General features: G+C 54.3%; 18 protein-coding genes and 1 riboswitch. Of the genes, 7 read left to right on the plus strand and 11 right to left on the minus strand.

The window, feature by feature from the left end; genetic code table 11:
* The first annotated feature begins 45 nt into the window (after positions 1-45).
* Positions 46-1,188 (plus strand): methyltransferase domain-containing protein, encoded by a 1,143-nt coding sequence (locus ACZ5M3_RS01765; RefSeq protein WP_464840010.1) that lies wholly within the window; start codon positions 46-48, stop codon positions 1,186-1,188.
* Here ACZ5M3_RS01765 and ACZ5M3_RS01770 read toward each other — a convergent pair.
* Complete coding sequence (locus ACZ5M3_RS01770) at positions 1,183-1,386, minus strand: PCNA-inhibitor (protein ID WP_464841023.1); 204 nt, start codon at positions 1,384-1,386, stop codon at positions 1,183-1,185. The two genes, ACZ5M3_RS01765 and ACZ5M3_RS01770, sit on opposite strands and share 6 nt — an antisense overlap.
* 161 nt (positions 1,387-1,547) lie before the next feature.
* On the opposite strand from ACZ5M3_RS01770, the gene glmS reads away from it, so the two are divergent.
* Positions 1,548-3,356 carry a glutamine--fructose-6-phosphate transaminase (isomerizing) gene (gene glmS, locus ACZ5M3_RS01775; protein ID WP_464840011.1) on the plus strand — a complete coding sequence of 603 codons (1,809 nt, stop codon included), beginning with the start codon at positions 1,548-1,550 and terminating at the stop codon, positions 3,354-3,356.
* A gap of 10 nt (positions 3,357-3,366) precedes the next feature.
* Entirely contained in the window at positions 3,367-6,231 is a 2,865-nt protein-coding gene (locus tag ACZ5M3_RS01780) for a peptide transporter (protein WP_464840012.1), read from the plus strand.
* Here the strand turns inward: ACZ5M3_RS01780 and ACZ5M3_RS01785 are convergent.
* Genes ACZ5M3_RS01785 through ACZ5M3_RS01800 form a run of 4 tightly spaced genes read right to left on the minus strand, consistent with a single transcriptional unit; the run spans position 6,228 to position 7,864 of the window.
* Complete coding sequence (locus ACZ5M3_RS01785; RefSeq protein ID WP_464840013.1) at positions 6,228-6,632, minus strand: ParB/RepB/Spo0J family partition protein; 405 nt, start codon at positions 6,630-6,632, stop codon at positions 6,228-6,230. The genes ACZ5M3_RS01780 and ACZ5M3_RS01785 overlap by 4 nt on opposite strands.
* Positions 6,629-7,300 carry a class I SAM-dependent methyltransferase gene (locus tag ACZ5M3_RS01790; RefSeq protein ID WP_464840014.1) on the minus strand — a complete coding sequence of 224 codons (672 nt, stop codon included), beginning with the start codon at positions 7,298-7,300 and terminating at the stop codon, positions 6,629-6,631. The genes ACZ5M3_RS01785 and ACZ5M3_RS01790 overlap by 4 nt, the downstream gene beginning before the upstream one ends.
* A gap of 1 nt (position 7,301) precedes the next feature.
* Positions 7,302-7,583, minus strand: coding sequence for an MTH1187 family thiamine-binding protein (locus ACZ5M3_RS01795; RefSeq protein ID WP_464840015.1), 282 nt, complete (start codon positions 7,581-7,583; stop codon positions 7,302-7,304).
* Positions 7,583-7,864 (minus strand): ubiquitin-like small modifier protein 1, encoded by a 282-nt coding sequence (locus ACZ5M3_RS01800; protein ID WP_464840016.1) that lies wholly within the window; start codon positions 7,862-7,864, stop codon positions 7,583-7,585. The genes ACZ5M3_RS01795 and ACZ5M3_RS01800 overlap by 1 nt, the downstream gene beginning before the upstream one ends.
* A 65-nt stretch (positions 7,865-7,929) precedes the next feature.
* Here ACZ5M3_RS01800 and ACZ5M3_RS01805 point away from each other — a divergent pair, with 65 nt between their 5' ends.
* On the plus strand, positions 7,930-8,688 hold the full coding sequence (locus ACZ5M3_RS01805) for a hypothetical protein (RefSeq protein WP_464840017.1): 759 nt from the start codon (positions 7,930-7,932) through the stop codon (positions 8,686-8,688).
* Here the strand turns inward: ACZ5M3_RS01805 and ACZ5M3_RS01810 are convergent.
* Positions 8,651-9,325: an adenylate kinase gene (locus tag ACZ5M3_RS01810; RefSeq protein ID WP_464841024.1), complete on the minus strand. Its 675-nt coding sequence runs from the start codon at positions 9,323-9,325 to the stop codon at positions 8,651-8,653. The genes ACZ5M3_RS01805 and ACZ5M3_RS01810 overlap by 38 nt on opposite strands.
* 56 nt (positions 9,326-9,381) lie before the next feature.
* Between ACZ5M3_RS01810 and ACZ5M3_RS01815 the strand changes: the two genes are divergently transcribed.
* Positions 9,382-9,828 (plus strand): single- stranded DNA-binding family protein, encoded by a 447-nt coding sequence (locus ACZ5M3_RS01815; RefSeq protein WP_297093025.1) that lies wholly within the window; start codon positions 9,382-9,384, stop codon positions 9,826-9,828.
* Here the strand turns inward: ACZ5M3_RS01815 and trmY are convergent.
* Positions 9,812-10,423 (minus strand): tRNA (pseudouridine(54)-N(1))-methyltransferase TrmY, encoded by a 612-nt coding sequence (trmY, locus tag ACZ5M3_RS01820; protein ID WP_464840018.1) that lies wholly within the window; start codon positions 10,421-10,423, stop codon positions 9,812-9,814. The genes ACZ5M3_RS01815 and trmY overlap by 17 nt on opposite strands.
* A gap of 560 nt (positions 10,424-10,983) precedes the next feature.
* Positions 10,984-12,420, minus strand: coding sequence for a pyruvate kinase (gene pyk / locus ACZ5M3_RS01825; RefSeq protein WP_464840019.1), 1,437 nt, complete (start codon positions 12,418-12,420; stop codon positions 10,984-10,986).
* 98 nt (positions 12,421-12,518) lie between these two features.
* Here pyk and ACZ5M3_RS01830 point away from each other — a divergent pair, with 98 nt between their 5' ends.
* Positions 12,519-12,980, plus strand: coding sequence for a peroxiredoxin (locus ACZ5M3_RS01830; protein WP_464840020.1), 462 nt, complete (start codon positions 12,519-12,521; stop codon positions 12,978-12,980).
* Positions 12,981-13,028: 48 nt separating this feature from the next.
* Here the strand turns inward: ACZ5M3_RS01830 and ACZ5M3_RS01835 are convergent, their stop codons facing one another.
* Positions 13,029-13,490, minus strand: coding sequence for a hypothetical protein (locus tag ACZ5M3_RS01835; protein WP_464840021.1), 462 nt, complete (start codon positions 13,488-13,490; stop codon positions 13,029-13,031).
* A gap of 104 nt (positions 13,491-13,594) precedes the next feature.
* Here ACZ5M3_RS01835 and ACZ5M3_RS01840 point away from each other — a divergent pair, with 104 nt between their 5' ends.
* Positions 13,595-13,795: a TIGR04140 family protein gene (locus ACZ5M3_RS01840; RefSeq protein WP_464840022.1), complete on the plus strand. Its 201-nt coding sequence runs from the start codon at positions 13,595-13,597 to the stop codon at positions 13,793-13,795.
* Here the strand turns inward: ACZ5M3_RS01840 and ACZ5M3_RS01845 are convergent.
* The gene (locus ACZ5M3_RS01845) at positions 13,792-14,838 is read right to left on the minus strand and encodes a radical SAM protein (RefSeq protein ID WP_464840023.1); all 1,047 of its coding nucleotides are present in this window, start codon (positions 14,836-14,838) and stop codon (positions 13,792-13,794) included. The genes ACZ5M3_RS01840 and ACZ5M3_RS01845 overlap by 4 nt on opposite strands.
* A gap of 39 nt (positions 14,839-14,877) precedes the next feature.
* Complete coding sequence (locus ACZ5M3_RS01850; RefSeq protein ID WP_464840024.1) at positions 14,878-15,582, minus strand: zinc metalloprotease; 705 nt, start codon at positions 15,580-15,582, stop codon at positions 14,878-14,880.
* Positions 15,583-15,675: 93 nt separating this feature from the next.
* A riboswitch (Fluoride riboswitch) is annotated at positions 15,676-15,750 on the plus strand.
* The last annotated feature ends 5 nt before the right edge of the window (positions 15,751-15,755 follow it).

A 15,755-nucleotide genomic window follows, 5' to 3' on the forward strand; every position in this document is an offset into this window, starting at 1 on the left:
TTAGCGCGGCAACGTTTTTAAGCCTCTCCCCGAGGTTCGAACATGATGATAACCGAGGAGCAGGTTCAACTCGCGGTGGACATGATAAGAAGGGGGCTCGACGAGAGAAAGCTCCGAGCCAAGCTCGGTGAGGAGTGGAAGCTCATAGCCGAGATAGCGAGGGCCAGGATAAGGGCAGGGGACAAGTTCTCCCGCGGTGACCTCTGGATGGACTTGGAGGGCCTCCGCTACGCCACCCACGAGGCAGTGGCCAGATACCGTGCCGAACGCCTGGAAAAACTCGGAGTCAGAAGCATAGCAGACGTCTCCTGCGGAATCGGAATTCAGCTGATTTTCTACGCGATGAAGGTCGATAAGGCATACGGGATCGATATCGACCCCCTAAAAGTCGAGTTCGCGCGGAGAAACGCCGAGAAGTACGGCGTGGACAACATCGAGTTCATAAACGCCGACTCGCTCAGCAGGGACACCGTCGAGAGGATAGACGCGGAGGTAATATTTTCGGATCCAGCTCGCCCGCCGGAGATGCCCGAGAGGAGGCTGGAAGACCTCCTGCCAAGCCCCCTGGAGGTGTATAGGGCGTACAGATCCAAAACGGACGCTTTTATCTTCGACCTGCCGCCCCAGATGAGGCGCGAGAGGGTTCCATGGAGGGGAGAGTTCGAGTACATCGACCTCTTCGGCGCACTCAACCGGCTGACCTTTTACACCGAACCCCTGGCGCGGGCCGAGAGGAGCGCCGTTACACTTCCTGCCGGGGCGAGGCTTGAGAGCGCCCCTGACCTGGAGAACATAGTCGAGTGGACGGAAAAGCCCGGCCAGTACCTCTATGAGATCCCCCAGAGCGTTGACTACGCCGATTTAATAAACGAGCTGTTCCACGCCTTAAACTCAGATGTTAAAATGCTCCTTCGCGAGAAGAGGCGCATTTTAGCAACCGGAGAAGAGGAAATCAGGAGCCCGTACCTCAAGAGAACCTACACCGTTGTGGGCGTTGTGCCCTTCCATCCGGTCAGGATAAACGACTTTCTCAGGAGAGAAGGCTTTGGAAGGGCAACTCTCAGGATAAGCGTGCCGGAGGGGGAGTACTGGAAGGTCAGGAGGAGGATAGAGGCGAACCTGAAGGGAGACAGAAGGGCCTTTGTATTCCAGTTCGGAAAGCTGGCGATAATAGCAGAGGGGTTATAGCTCCTCTATCCTGGCGTTTCTTATCTTCTTTGACCCTATGCGGAGTTCCTTGAAATAGTTCACATATTCCTCGGGGAGGAAAGACTCCAGGCTGGTGGCCTTCAGGCGCTTTTTTCTTTTTCTTCTCCCGCCGTTATCAGAGTCTCCCGGGGCTTTTGATGAGACTGCCTCAAGGAACTCGTCGAGCTTCCTGTTCATCGGCACACCCGGAGTGGATAGACGGCAGGGTATAAAGGCTTTTCCTCCCATCGAGGGTTGAACCAAAGGCCATATGAACCCACCAGAAAACCACCGTTGAGAAACGCTTTTAACTTCCGGCATTTATTTAGGGAAAGAGTAAGAGAGGCAGGTGGAAGGTAATGTGCGGTATAATCGGCTATATCGGAGACGGCAGGGCCTCCCAGATTATCGTCAAGGGCCTCAAAAGGCTCGAATACAGGGGGTATGACTCCGCGGGAATAGTCACGGAAGAGGGCGGGAGGCTTTACATAAAGAAGGGAGCCGGAAGGATAGACGAACTCGCTGAGAAGCTCGGCTTTCTCGAAATGCCCGGCAAAAGGGGAATAGGACACACCCGCTGGGCCACCCATGGGGTCCCGAACGATATTAACGCTCATCCCCAGAGGGACTGCACAGGCAGGATTGCCCTCGTCCACAACGGCATAATCGAGAACCACCGCGAGCTCCGCGAGGAGCTTCTTAAACGCGGTCACCGCTTTAACAGCGACACGGACACCGAAGTTATAGCCCATCTCATAGAGGAGGAGCTCAAATCAGGGGGCACCTTTGAGGAGGCCATGAGGAGGGCCCTTCTCAGGCTCAGGGGCTCATTCGCCCTCGGCATAATATACACCGAAGAGCCTGACAGGCTGTACTTCGTGAGGAACGAGAGCCCCCTCGTCCTTGGAATCGGGGAAGGGGAGAACTTTGGAGCGAGCGACGTTCCGGCCTTCCTTGAGTACACGAACCGTGTCGTGTTTCTGGACGACAGAGAGTACGCCGTAGTGGGAAAGGACTTTTGGGTCGTTAAGAACCTCGACAGTGGGGAGATCGTCGAAAAGCCAGTCCAGGAGATAGAATGGAGCCTTGAGATGGCGGAAAAAGCCGGCTACCCCCACTTCATGCTCAAGGAGATATACGAGCAGCCAAGGGCCATAAGGGACGCCCTCCATGGGAATGCCGGGATAATCCGTTCGATAGCAGAGGAGGTGGCCAAATATGAGAAGATATTCATCATAGCCATGGGCACCTCGTATCACGCCGGTTTGGTCGCCAAGTATCTCTTCCAGAGGCTCGCCAGGAAGGTCCCGATAGTCGAGGACGCCAGCGAGTTCCGCTATGAGTTCGAGGATCTGGTGGACGAGGATACCCTCGTGATAGCCATAACCCAGAGCGGGGAGACCGCCGATACCCTAGCGGCTATGAAGCTGGCCAGGAGGAAAGGGGCGAAGGTTCTCGCGATAGTCAACGTTGTCGGGAGCATGGCGACCAGAATAGCTGACCTCACCCTGTATACACACGCCGGGCCGGAGATAGGCGTCGCCGCCACCAAAACCTACACGACCCAGCTGACGGTTCTCACGATGCTCGCCATCGAACTTGCGAGGATCCTTGGAACCGTCGGGGAGGAATACCTCGAAAGGCTGGAGAGGGAGCTTAACACAGTCCCAGAACTTGTAGAGGACGCCCTCAGGCATGATGGGTCACTGAAGGAGCTGGCCGAGGAGCTCAGGAAAAAGCGGGACTTCTTCTACATCGGCAGGGGCATAAGCGTCCCAACGGCCCTTGAGGGAGCACTCAAGCTCAAGGAGATAAGCTACATCCACGCGGAAGGTCTAAGCGCGGGCGAGCTGAAGCACGGCCCCCTGGCACTTCTTGAGGATGGCGTCCCAGTGGTTGCAATAGCACCGGACGGAAAGACCTTTGACAAGATGGTGGGCAACATAGAGGAGTCCCGCGCGAGGGGGGCGTATATAATAAGCATCGGGGACAGGAATGAACTGGAGAGGATCTCCGACGTCTTCATCAAAATGCCAGAAATGGACGAGCTTCTCACTCCGATAGTTTACGTTGTTCCGCTCCAGATACTCGCTTATCATCTGGCTGTCCTGAGGGGCAACGACCCCGACAAGCCGAGAAACCTGGCCAAATCGGTCACCGTTGAATGAGGTGGTTTGGATGGTAAAAACGAAAATTAAAGAGAAACGAAAGAAAAAAGGGGAAAAGACTTCCCTCCCCGAGTACTATCAGAAGTTCAAGGCCTACGGCCTCCCCCTGATAGTCCTCATGCTGGCCTACGTTGGCTTCAGGATAAGGAACATCACCTCGAACTACAAGACCTTCCTCGACCCGGACACCTTCTTCCACTACGAGATGTACAGGATAGCCATCAACGAGTGGATTCCCAAATACTTTGCCTACGCTGACCCTCCCACTGGAATAAAGGCGGGCGGTTACCTGGGCCTCTACACAGTCCAGGCCATATTCTATAAGATAGTCTCCGTATTTGGCTACGACCAGCTGGGGGCGTTCAAACTCTGGCCGCCGTTCGTGGGAGCAATGACCATCATAGGAGTCTACCTTCTCGGAAAGAAGCTCCACTCCAACTGGGCCGGCCTCTGGGCGGCGGCGTTCATGATGTTCTCCTACGCCAACTTCAGCAAGACATACTCCGGCAACAACCGTGGTGAAGGCCCCTTCATGATGTTCTTCATCTATGCAGTGTTCCTCCTCATGGTGTACCTCGATGAGAAGGAATGGAACCTGAAGAAAACACTCTCCGGGGCCCTGTTCCTGCTGACCAGCGTCCTCTACATGGCGGTATGGACAGGGAGCACGTTCGGTGTCGGAATACTCCTCCTGGTGGCGGGCATAACCATAGTGGTGTTCTTCACCTTCGGGATGCTCGACTCCCTAAGGAGCTTTGTGAGGGACTTTTTCACGATCTACGGCCTCTCGCTGATCCTTGGAATAGCCATCTCCTACACCGGCTTCATTGGCATCAGAGGCTTTCTCATTTTTGCTATTGAGGCGTTCATGGCCCTCTCCATCCTAGCGGCGGTCATGCTATACGGCGAGAGGATGGGACTGAACTACTCAGATAAGAAGCACAGGTTCGGGACGATACTCGCCATAGCCATCGTCGGCTTCCTGGCGTTCTACGGCTACTTCGGAAGGGATCTCCTGAAGTTTATGGGTGCCGCCTACCAGTCCAACCCACTTTACCAGACGGTTGCGGAGCTTGCGAAGACCGATTGGAACACTATAACCGCATACTACAGCGTCAAGACCAAGGACGCAATAATATTCATCCTCTCCGCGGTGGGGTTCATCATAGTCGCCGCGAGGTTCGTCAGGAAGCTTACCAAAAACGACCTGACCGGCCACAAAGAGATATTCCTGGTCACCTACTACATCGGCTCCCTCTACCTGCTCTTCAACGCGGTTCGTTTCGTGTTCCAGGCCTCGGGGGCTATACTGCTCCTGGCGGGAGTCGCCATAGGGGAAATATTCCTCTTCGTCGAGGAAATGAAGGAGAGCATGACCACCAAGGCACTCTATGCAGTTCTCCTGATGCTCCTGTTCCTGCCGCTACCGATTATCGGGGCCCAGTACATGAATAGCATAGCCACGAACACCGCAAAGGGCCAGGGCTCAGTTCCGGCAGAGTGGGTCAACTCCCTCAACTGGCTCAAGGAGAACAGCAACCCCCTCGACAGCGCCACGAGCTGGTGGGACTACGGCTACTGGATTGAGTCCAGCCTCCTCAGCCACAGACGCTCGGCAACGGATGGAGGTCACGCCTACGACAGGCGTTACATCGTGGCGGACTTCTTCTCCCACTACGGCAACGAGAGCGAGCAGGACTTCGAGGCCTGGGAGCTGAACTACATGATAGTCTGGCAGCAGGACATATACAAGTTCAACGCCATAAGCTACCTCGGCGGTGCGATAACCTACGGCGAGTACAGGAGCAACCCGATGTTCCAGGTCATCCCTGCCCAGTATATTCAGTACGCCAACGAGAGCGGAAAGACTGTGGTTTACATAAACACCGGGAAATACTCCTATCAGCCGGTGCTCACGATAGACCTCACCAAGGGGCAGGTCATACAGGGCAGGGGCGATATACCATACGTTCTCTACATCTTCCAGGGTTACGGGCTTCTGGCCTACCAGAAAATAGCCTTCAGCAACTTCGTGAGGCTGGCGTTCCAGATACCCTTCTCATTCGAGCCGTGGGACGCCCAGATGCTCTTTGCCAATTTCAAACCTGTCCACCGGGATGGAGGCGTTTCAACTTACGAGTTCAGACCCTTCGCGGTTTACAGGATTGACAAATTTGAGAACGGAACATGGAAAGCCTTCTACAGCACCCTCGGCGGTGGAAAGCTTCCGCTGGGAGAGCAAAAGCTGAGGCTCTGGATATCGGCCTTTGGAAGGGACGTCAAAGACGCGACGCTCATCTTTGAAGCCTACAACGGCAGCGTGCTGGTAAAGAGGGAGATCCTAGCCGAAGGCATCAACATGAACCACCTCAACGAGACACCCATCGAGCTCAACCTGACCGTCCCAAACGCCACCAAGTACCGCTTCATCCTCGTTCAGGACGGGCCGGTTGGGGTCCTCGATGGGCCAGTTTACGTCAATGGCAATAACGTCGACCCCAGCTACGTTCTCGATGAAGGGGAGAGCGGGGAGCTCAAACTCACCGCCGCGTTCAGAGAGGAGCGCACTGTTGACCTCTACCTTAGGGCGAGCGTCGTATATTACATCGCGCCTAACGGAAAGGACATCTACCAGGAGAAGTTCTACCTCGAGCCCCACCAGGACATCATAACCTACGTTCCGGTCAAGGAGGGCATAAGCGTCGCCCCTGGGGACAACGAGATAACCGTCCAAGCTTCGATGCCACAGGGAGTCTTTGATACATACATCCAGAAGCTCTACCAGAAGTACGGTGAGGACAAGGTAGTCATCGTCAGGAAGAGGATAGAACCTGTCTTCATAACAAAGAAGGAGTACGTGATATGGGAGGGTTAATCCCTCACTATTTTCATGTCTTCGAGTCTTTTTAGCCCCTCTTTTTCTGTTGTTTTGATAACGCCCGGGACGAATTCTCCCCTTGGCCTGATGATGATGGCCTCAACCTCGTCAAAGCCCAGTTTCTTCAGGGCAAAAGCCCTGTGGTGACCGTCTATGAGGTAGTACCTGCCCCCGTAGGGTATGACTATGATGGGAGCGTTGTAGCCGTGCTTTATCTCCTGGAGAACAACCAGAAGTTTGACCTCACTCAGCGCCGCCTGGGTGGGCACGATACTGCAGAGCGGTATAAACGCCGCTTCAAGTTCGAACTCGATGCCGTAAATCGCCTCGTACTCCTTTTTTATTCTATTCGCCCTCTCCCAGGCCTCCTCCCGGGTCACCAGGCGTATCTTTTTCAAGGCTTCACGCCCCTGACCGCTATAAAAGCCGCGATGCCCTTGCAACGGTTGTGAAGCTTTTTGTCGAGGCTCTCGGCAAGGCCGTGGAACGGCCAGAAAGACGGGAAGAATATCACCCCACCGCTCCGGACATCGGTAAAGCCGGCATTCCTGAGCAGGTCTTCAAGCTCCCCGGGAGTATAGAAGCGAGCGTACCTGTAAGCGGTCTCCACGAACAGGCTCTTAAGTCTTTTGAAGACGAACCAGGCGCTCCGCCCGTTCATCGTCGCTATAAGAACCTCGCCTCCCGGCCTCAGGACACGGTTTATCTCCGCCACGACCCTCCCGGGCTCGTAAATAAACTCAAACATCGTGACACTGAGAACCAGATCAAAGCTCCGGTCGGGAAAGGGCAGACTGTAGGCGTCGCCCTTTATGCAGTTCAGCCCCTTGGAGCGGGCCACCTTGAGCATGCCCTCGCTGGCATCCAGACCGATCACGTCGAAGCCCCTCCTCTTCAGCTCAAGGGTGTAGTTGCCCGTCCCACAGCCGAGGTCGAGGGCTTTCCCCGATTTCGACTGCAGCATGGAGAAAACGAGCCACTTCTCAATTCTGTCAACGTACCTCCCGGTTTTTGTTCTGTACCAGGCATCGTACCTGCCGGCTATTCTGTCGAAGTACTCCGCCATCTTACACCCTCATCTTGCCCTCGATCGTCAGGGGCTTGTCGATCCTATCGTCTATCCTGAGGCTTATGACGACCCTCTTTGCCCCGGCTTTGATGATAGCCTCGCGGCAGGCCTTTACCAGCTCAAGAATTTCCTCCACCGGGCCCTCAACGACCGTACCCATCGGGCAGAGCCGGTGCTTCAGTCCACTCTCCCTTATAACGTCCATGACAGGCTCAAGGTATTTCCCGACGCTTGGGCTCTCCGTCCCGAGTGGAAAGAGGCATATCTCGGCAACCGCCATCACCCACCACCGGCCGGAGGGAATATATGAACCTCATCGTCGTCTTTAAGCTCAGTATCGAGCCCCTTCAGGTGGAGCACGTTGTGGCCGTTAACAAGGATCATACCATCAACGGGCTTCCCTTCCGCGACACGCTCCGTTTCCAGGAGCTGTTTTCTGATTTCCGGGCTGTAGTGTTCGGCCAGGTATTCTATAAGCTCGCGAACCGTTTTCACCCCGTGAACTTCCACTTCCTTCCTCCCTATGAGCTCCCTGAAGGTTGCATAAAATTTGACTCTCATAAAGAATCACCGGTATTAATTGATGAGAAACCCTTAAAGTGATTTCGCCGTAGTTTCGTTACGGAGTGTTGAGATTGCTGAACGTCAATCCACCTGAATACTACCCGATTATCGATAAGCTCTTTGCGGGGAGGATTAGAGAGGCCGTAGAGGTCTTTGGGGCGTCATTGGAGGAGCTTACAGTTTTGGTTCATCCCGAGGAGAGGGTGCTGAACCTTGTCTTCCTTCTAAAGGTTCGGGGGCTCCGGAGGTTTCTCTCAATGGAAGTCGACCCTTTTGTCTATGGCCTTCTGGAAAAGCTGGCATCGGACGCCACGGAGACCCTCGGTAGGGTCTACGGGGTGAGGTTTTCAATCTCGGGGTTCAAGGTGGTCGACGAAGGATCCGAGGAGGCCCGCCCCGAAAAGACCCCGAAGCTGATCGTCAATGGACCGGAAAAAATAAAGGAAGCCCTGGAACGCCTTGGAAAAGGACTCGTAATAACCCTGAGGGAGTGGAACGTGGAGTTCTCAGCCCTTGCGGTAACGGTGCCCTTCGAGGAGCCCCACGTGCTAACGATAGTCCTGAGAACGGACCGTCTTCTTTCCCCGGAGGAAAAGGGCGAGCTTGAAAAGAAAATTAGATACAAGGCGGGGACATACATCAAAACCCTAACCAGGAGGATCTTTCCGCTTGAGGTCAAAATCATAGACCCGGAGGACAAGGCTCTGGCCTCGATTCTCAAAAGAAAGGTTGAGATAGAGAAAGAAGCCGAGGAACTCGCCCAGAGTGAGGAAGTCAGGGAGCTCATGGCCCTCCTCGGGAAAGGGACTCCCGATTCCTGATATAATCCAGGAGGGGCCTTATCCTCTCCCAGACCTCGTTTATACCGCCGTGTCCGTCTATTCTTACATACACGCCCTGTTTCTTGTAGAACTTGATTATCGGCTCCATGTTTCTTATGTAGAGGTCGTAGCGTCTTCCAACTATCTCCGGTCTGTCGTCTTCCCTCTGCACGAGTCTTCCGCCGCAGACGTCGCACTTTCCCGGAACCTTTGGAGGGCGGTATCTGAGATGATAGACCGCGCCGCACTTGGAGCAGATTCTTCTTCCCGAGATTCTCTCAACGCTCTCCTCCTTGGAGATGGATATCTCCATAGCGACGTCTATGCTCATGCCGTGGTCGTAGAGGTAGTTCTCAAGGGCCAGAACCTGTTCCGCAGTTCTTGGATAGCCGTCTATGATGAAGTTTCTCCTGTCACGCCTCAGCCGCGAGATTATCAGTGTGTTGACAACCGTGTCCGGTATCAGGTCTCCCCGCGCAAGGTACCGCTCCAGTTCCCTGCCGAGGGAGCTTCCACGTTCGATTTCAGCACGTATCATGTCTCCAGAGGAGACGTACGTCAGACCATAGCGCTCGGTTATTGTTCTGGAGTGAGTGGACTTGCCGCTTCCGGGAGGGCCAAATATCAGGATGTTCATTTTTCTCACCGCTAGTTATTTATTTCCCAAAGGATAAAACACTTATGGTGGTGGCCATGAGGCTGAGTACCGGCTTTGTCCGTGCCTCCGGTTACGCCTACAAGGTGAGACGCGTTCTCTTCGCACTGACGCGGAAGAAAGTTGACCCGAGGGAGGTCGTCAGGGCGGCGGGGGAGCTGAACCAGAAAATCTTCGAGAAGCTCCAGGAGCTCGGCGTTGAGAAGAGCGATGTCATCAGGATAACCGTGCCGTTCAGGATCGAAGATGGAACCATCAAGTGGGACTACGAGGGACTGAGCATCGAAGTCTACAGGAAGAGCGAGGAGGAGAAGCTCGCAATGGCGATGGAGGAAATCGAGGAGCGCGAGAGGGCGCTGGAAGAGCAGATAAAGGAGCTTGAAGAGCTGGCACTGCAGCTCAGGGAGACCAGCGAAAAGATACTTGAGAAGCTGGAGGAGCTCAAGCAGGAGCACACCTCACTGAAGCTCAGGGCGGAGGAGTGAGGGAATCGAGGAAAATGTTTACGTAGGCAATCACGTGGGATGCCAGGTAGCTCTTCCTCCCAACGCTTATTTTTTGTGCTATTCCATCAAGGAAGGCCTCGTCTTCTTCCCTCAGCCCCTCATGATCGCCAAGGACGAAGGCAACGTTCTGAGGGAAACTCTCGCCGGTTATCGGCTTCCCCTCCTCGCGGAGGTAGTAGAGGGCGGAACCCTTGAGCGTTCTTCTAACGATGTCCTCGAAGGTCATGTTGCTCACGTAGATGCCGGGCAGAACCTGGACCTCTTTGCTCGGTTCCCTCAGGCCCTCGGAAGCTTTAAGCGCACGAATTATCAGCTTGGCGGTGCTGAGCTCATCGGGGTTGAGGGTCTTCGGCTTTATCTCACTTCCCTCGAACCTTATTGCCTTGGGCGGGTTCGGCGGGCCGTAGAGGCTCAGCCACACCCTGACGTTTTTTCTGAAGCCGTAGGAGAGGAGGAAAGCTGAGTTGAGAGCCCTGCACAGGAGGTCTATTCTGCCGCTCGTTCCCGGGAGATCCTTGAGATTGAAGTCGGGGGCGGTATGAGCTTTGTTGGCTTTGACTATAAACGTCCTCATGGCACAGCCTTTGTAGTGAGGCTTTTAAGGTTGTCCCGGCCACTCGCTGATGCATTTTTCACAATCAATGCCAGAAAAATCTTATAAATTGAATATTCTTTAAATATTTGCGTAAGACAAGAGATGCAAAAATATCCTTGTGGAAACAAGTGTCATGAAATAATGGAACACAATGGATTAAATATCCACAGGTATCATTAAGCCAGGTGGTCACCATGAAAAAAGTAGGTATCGTTTTGGGAGAAGTGCTGTGGTATGTGGGGCAGGACCCCGAAGGGGCCCATATTTTTGAGGTGAACGTCTACGGCAACTAGGAACAGAACACAGCGACGCCCTCAGAGAACTTTTAGCTCACTCCAAGTCCGAGATTCGGATCGTCCATGATGATTGGGGGAGCTACCTACGGATCAGACTGTTTGTACCGGAGAGGCGTCTCAGAGATTTCGTGAACAGATTCGTCAGTAATGGCGGCGTGTTTTCTTCCAGCGGGCCTGGCCAGCCCCCAGAACCCCCGGACGCTGGGTCAGCCTGAAACTAGGAAAAAGAACACAGAAAATGCATCAGACCATGAATATCCTGATGGTGTTCGTTCCGACGGTCTTGCCTATGGGCGTCCCCTTGGTGAGGAGGACGGTGTCGTTCTCCTTAACCAGGCCAAGGCCCCTGATGGTCCTCAGTATCTCCTCCTCGCTCGTCTCCTCGACGACGAAGGGGTAGACCCCGTAAGAGAACATCAGGGTGTTGCCGACCCAGCCGTCAGTTACGAAGGCCAGAACCCACTGCTTGGGCCTGAAGCGCGATATCAGTCGGGCAGTCTCCCCGGTTCTCGTCGGAGTGAGGATGTATTTGATATCTATTGAGTCCAGGGCCTCTATTATGCTCTTGGCTATGGTGTCCTTTATCGTGCCCTTCTTGGGGCCCTTCTCGCTCCAGCCCTTCATCTTCCATTCCATTACCCTGGTGGACCACTGGGAGTCCATGTATGCCTCTGTGGTCTTTGCGATCTTGGCCATCATCCTAACCGTGTCCACTGGATACTTTCCGACGGCGGTCTCCTCGGAGAGCATGACTGCATCGGTACCGTCGAGGATGGCGTTGGCGACATCCGTAACTTCCGCCCTCGTGGGGAGCTTCTCCTCGGTCATGCTTTCAAGCATCTGAGTGGCGGTTATCACGGGCTTTCCTGCAATGTTAGCCTTGTGTATCAGCTTCTTCTGAAGGACCGGGAGCTTTTCAATGGGCATCTCAACTCCAAGGTCCCCGCGGGCTATCATTATCCCGTCGGCGGCACAGAGTATGTCGTCAAAGTTCCTAACCGCGTCGGGCCTCTCGATCTTGGCTATTATGAAGGCGTTGCCTCCCTTCTCCTCGACAAACCTCCTGACTTTAATGACGTCATATGCGGAACCCACGAAGCTTATGCCTATCGCATCCACCCCGTGCTCGATGGCGAACTCTATGAACCCCAGATCCCTGTCAGTGACGGCGTCTATGGCAACACGGGCCTTCGGGACGTTTATTCCCTTGTGGGAGAAGAGCGTTCCGCCGGCGAGAACCTTGCAGACCACGTCGGTATCCCTGACCTCCTCAACCCGGAGCGCTATGAACCCATCGCTGAGGTATATGACATCACCCTTGGAAACCATCTTGGGAAAGTCCTTGAACTGAACCGGTATGATCCCCTCGTTGCCCACAACGTCCCTCGTCGTCAGCGTCACCGTCTGCCAGCGGCGGAGCGTCACGGAGCCGTTGGCCATCTCACCGACGCGGATTTTAACGCCCGGGAGGTCCCCAAGAATAGCAACGGGGCGGTTGAGCCTCTCCGAGACACTCCTCACAAGCTCGACGGTTCTGGCGTGCTGTTCGAGGTCTCCGTGGGCGAAGTTTATGCGCGCGACGCTCATTCCCGCCTTCACCATGGCCTCTATGGTCTTCCTCTTGAGGGATGAGGGGCCTATAGTGGCTATGATCTTGGTCTTGTGAGATGGCAGCCTCATGTTCCCACCTGGAAGTACAATTCAGACTAACTCCTAAATAACCTTATCCCACCCGAAACGTTTATGAATTAGGTTACCCTAATTAATTCGGTGGTCGTATGAACCCGCTGGAGGTCAGGGCCTTCGATGAGAACGGAAAAGAGATAAGTCTTAAAGATGCTGTCCTCGGGAGATGGACCGTTCTCTACGTCTACCCCAAGGACAACACCCCCGGCTGCACAACGGAAGCAAAAGAGTTCACGGAGCTCCTCCCAGAGTTCGAAAAGCTGGGCTTTCAGGTTATCGGCGTTTCAAAGGACTCTGTGGAGAGCCATGTAAAATTCAAGGAGAAGCACGGCCTAAGAATCCGGCTGCTCAGCGACCCCGGGGCAGAGCTCATAAAAGCCCTCGGTGCCTGGGGTAGGAAAAAGCGCTACGGGAGAGAGTACGAGGGAGTGATAAGGAGCACGTTCATATTCAACCCAAAGGGCGAAGTTGTCTGGAAGAAGCTCAACGTCCGGGCAAAAGGGCACGCGTCAAAGGTTCTGGAGGAAGCGAAAAGGCTGGTCGGCAGTTCATAGGAGATGCATTTTCAGACTTAAAAACAAAAAGTGAAGGAGGCAGCGGGCTCACTTCATAAGAACGAAGCCCACTATGCTGCCATCATAGGCCAGGAAGACCTTAACCCCATGTAGGGTCTCGTAGGCGGCATAAACGTCCAGCTCGCCGAGGTTGTAGTCACCAACGACCTTTCCAACGTAGTCGCCGTCGTAGACGAGTTTCTGGACGGTTATGCCGCGGTTGTTCGTGAACTCCTCAATTGAAACCTGGGCGAGGTAGTCGGTTACCTCGGCGGGGTCAACGCTGACTTCGGTTAGGTTGGCGGACTTAACACCGAGCCCCATGTAGGGAGTGCCTTCCCCGGCCATCATGGCACAGTTTCCATGACCCATACCCATGGCGTAGGCCATTGGCGTGGCGCTTCTCTCAACCTCCGGGTTCGGCCCCGGAGTGCCCTGATAGGCCGCAACGGCCCCAAATACAAGGCCGAACACGGCCAATGCCATAAATCCAGCCAGCAACTTCTTCATGTCACATCACCTCTGCATGTGTAATTGCAATATTACATATGTACAATCCTTTATAAACTTTGCGGTTCCGGAAATAATAAAACCGACCGTGTCGAGTTTAGAGTATGAGGCTGCAGATAACAACCGCAATTCCCCCGAGGGAGCTAGGGGAGATACTCAGAAAGTCAGGGGCTAGGGTTTTCATCAGCGTGGAAGAGACGGAACCGTTCCACGGCATGCCGCGATGGAGTGTCCTCATCGAGGGGACGGAGGATGAGATCCAACGCTTTATGAAAACCCTGAGACTTGCCAGAGCTGGTGGCTAGCCAACGAGGGCGTTTCTGAAACCAAGTTCCTCGACGATTCGAGCCGCTTTTCGCTTTTCTTTGCCCTCCAGCACCCTACTGATCTCCGGATATTCTCCAGCCCGGTATTCCGGCCGGTACTGGAACATGACGTTTACCCTGACGTCTTTTCCGAGATTTTCCACTATCCACCCCAGCACTGGCCGCGTGCAGCATTCAAGATGGCCCGGAAGGACCAGATGCCTTATGATGAACTCAGCCCCAAAGTGCTCCGCGGCAAGGAGGAAGTTTCTAGTAACGACCTCCCAGTAGCGGGGAATCTTGGAATACCTCAAGGCACACCCGTCGTTTCCCCATTTAAAGTCGGCCAGATAAACGTCAACAATGCCGTCGAGGAGCCTCATGGCATCCTCGCTCATGTACATGTTGGAGTTCCAGACGACAGGGATCCGGACGCTGACGTGCCTCAAAGTCTCAATGATGAAAGGTAGATTCGGCGTCGGTTCACCGCCGACGAAGTTGACGTTCTTGGCTCCCCTCCTGAACGCCTCCTCGATCTTCAGCGCCATAAACTCGGGGACGTGCTCGATCCCGACGCGGTACTGACTTATGTCCCAGTTCTGGCAGAAGACGCAGCGGAAGTTGCAGCCGGAGAAGAAGACAGTGTAGGAAGGTACGAGCTCCGGTTCTTCACCGTAGTGAAGGAAGTCGCTCGCCACGAGGCTCTCGCCCACGCGGCAGTAGCCAATGTGCTCCCTCCTGTTCACGTGGCACTTTATCTCGCACAGCGTGCAGGATTCCAGGATCCTGCTGGCGATTAGCGCCTTGAGCTCCAGGAGGTTTTTCTCCGGTTTCTCCCTCAGGTCGTTTTCCCTTAACCTCTCCATCCCCTCGGCATGGAGGTTCCACAGCTCATCAAGCGGGAGATTATCTTCAAACCTGACCTCAACCCGTTTTGTTATGGAAAAGACCGGCTCTTCCGTCCCCTCAAGAATCGAGAAGTAGCGTGGCAGCGCCCCCCTTGCTCCTTCCTCTTCCCACCTGGAAACACGGCCGAGCCACATCAGTGTGAACTAACGCCCAAGGGCCTAAAACTTTTTACCCTACTCCCTCCGGGGACTGCGTTCGGACCACTCGACTGCCCTCTTGAGGCTGATAAAGCAGGAATCGCAGTAGCCGAGCATTCTGGAGTCCCATTCTTCCATCGTTGATGGGGAGTTCATGACGCACTGGTTTGAGCAGTGGCCGAGGTCGAAGCTGTGGCCAACCTCGTGGAGGACACCCTTGAGAAGGCGGTTCTTGAAGAGCTCAAGCTCCCCTTTTATGCGGGCCTTTTCTTCTTCAGATACACCCTCCTCATCAGCCCTTTTCAGGAATCCGGAGAGTTTCGGCGGTTCGAAGGGCTTCATTGACAGGACCATTACCCTCAACCCGATCAGGGTCTCGTGTATCCCCAAGAACTTCTCGTAGAAGTCAAAATACGGATTGCGGGAGACGAGAGGGAACGTGGTCAGGGCGAATATCTTGTTCATCTTTATGTTCGGCCTCTCCTCTATCTCGTTGAGGAGCTTGGCGTGGAGAACCTCCACAAGGACTTCGATGGGATAAGCCCGTATCTTCCCCCTGGAGGTGTATATGTTTATCAGGTAGCCGGGCTCCAGCTTTAGCTTTCCGATGTAGAGAAACCTGAGCGGAAGGCCGTTCTCCTCAAAGAAACGATTCGCCTCATCAAATACGGTGAACACAACTTCCTTTATTACCTCCTCCTTCACGAAGTTTCCAGCGTAGGTGAAGGCTATGAATTCCATGATTTCATCACAAATGAAAGGCCGTTTTATGCTTATTAAATTTTTAGGTTATTAGGTAATTGCACCACAAACGTTTTTAAACGTCTTTCAGATGGTCTTTCGGGCGATGGCGTCCGCCCGGGCTTCGAGCCGAACCGCCCGCCAAGGGCTGATGACGCCTGTTCTCCGTCAAA

The sequence above is a fragment of the Thermococcus coalescens genome, from assembly GCF_055392585.1.

What these genes read in the sequence shown, in the direction of transcription:
- ACZ5M3_RS01770 (WP_464841023.1), bottom strand. Translation starts at nt 1,386, where the DNA reads ATGAACAGGAAGCTCGACGAGTTCCTTGAGGCAGTCTCATCAAAAGCC.
- pyk (WP_464840019.1), bottom strand. Translation starts at nt 12,420, where the DNA reads ATGAGGCTGCCATCTCACAAGACCAAGATCATAGCCACTATAGGCCCC.
- trmY (WP_464840018.1), bottom strand. Translation starts at nt 10,423, where the DNA reads ATGAGGACGTTTATAGTCAAAGCCAACAAAGCTCATACCGCCCCCGAC.
- ACZ5M3_RS01790 (WP_464840014.1), bottom strand. Translation starts at nt 7,300, where the DNA reads ATGGCGGAGTACTTCGACAGAATAGCCGGCAGGTACGATGCCTGGTAC.
- ACZ5M3_RS01815 (WP_297093025.1), top strand. Translation starts at nt 9,382, where the DNA reads ATGAGGCTGAGTACCGGCTTTGTCCGTGCCTCCGGTTACGCCTACAAG.
- ACZ5M3_RS01835 (WP_464840021.1), bottom strand. Translation starts at nt 13,490, where the DNA reads ATGAAGAAGTTGCTGGCTGGATTTATGGCATTGGCCGTGTTCGGCCTT.
- glmS (WP_464840011.1), top strand. Translation starts at nt 1,548, where the DNA reads ATGTGCGGTATAATCGGCTATATCGGAGACGGCAGGGCCTCCCAGATT.
- ACZ5M3_RS01765 (WP_464840010.1), top strand. Translation starts at nt 46, where the DNA reads ATGATAACCGAGGAGCAGGTTCAACTCGCGGTGGACATGATAAGAAGG.
- ACZ5M3_RS01810 (WP_464841024.1), bottom strand. Translation starts at nt 9,325, where the DNA reads ATGAACATCCTGATATTTGGCCCTCCCGGAAGCGGCAAGTCCACTCAC.
- ACZ5M3_RS01840 (WP_464840022.1), top strand. Translation starts at nt 13,595, where the DNA reads ATGAGGCTGCAGATAACAACCGCAATTCCCCCGAGGGAGCTAGGGGAG.
- ACZ5M3_RS01850 (WP_464840024.1), bottom strand. Translation starts at nt 15,582, where the DNA reads ATGGAATTCATAGCCTTCACCTACGCTGGAAACTTCGTGAAGGAGGAG.
- ACZ5M3_RS01830 (WP_464840020.1), top strand. Translation starts at nt 12,519, where the DNA reads ATGAACCCGCTGGAGGTCAGGGCCTTCGATGAGAACGGAAAAGAGATA.
- ACZ5M3_RS01795 (WP_464840015.1), bottom strand. Translation starts at nt 7,583, where the DNA reads ATGGCGGTTGCCGAGATATGCCTCTTTCCACTCGGGACGGAGAGCCCA.
- ACZ5M3_RS01800 (WP_464840016.1), bottom strand. Translation starts at nt 7,864, where the DNA reads ATGAGAGTCAAATTTTATGCAACCTTCAGGGAGCTCATAGGGAGGAAG.
- ACZ5M3_RS01780 (WP_464840012.1), top strand. Translation starts at nt 3,367, where the DNA reads ATGGTAAAAACGAAAATTAAAGAGAAACGAAAGAAAAAAGGGGAAAAG.
- ACZ5M3_RS01845 (WP_464840023.1), bottom strand. Translation starts at nt 14,838, where the DNA reads ATGTGGCTCGGCCGTGTTTCCAGGTGGGAAGAGGAAGGAGCAAGGGGG.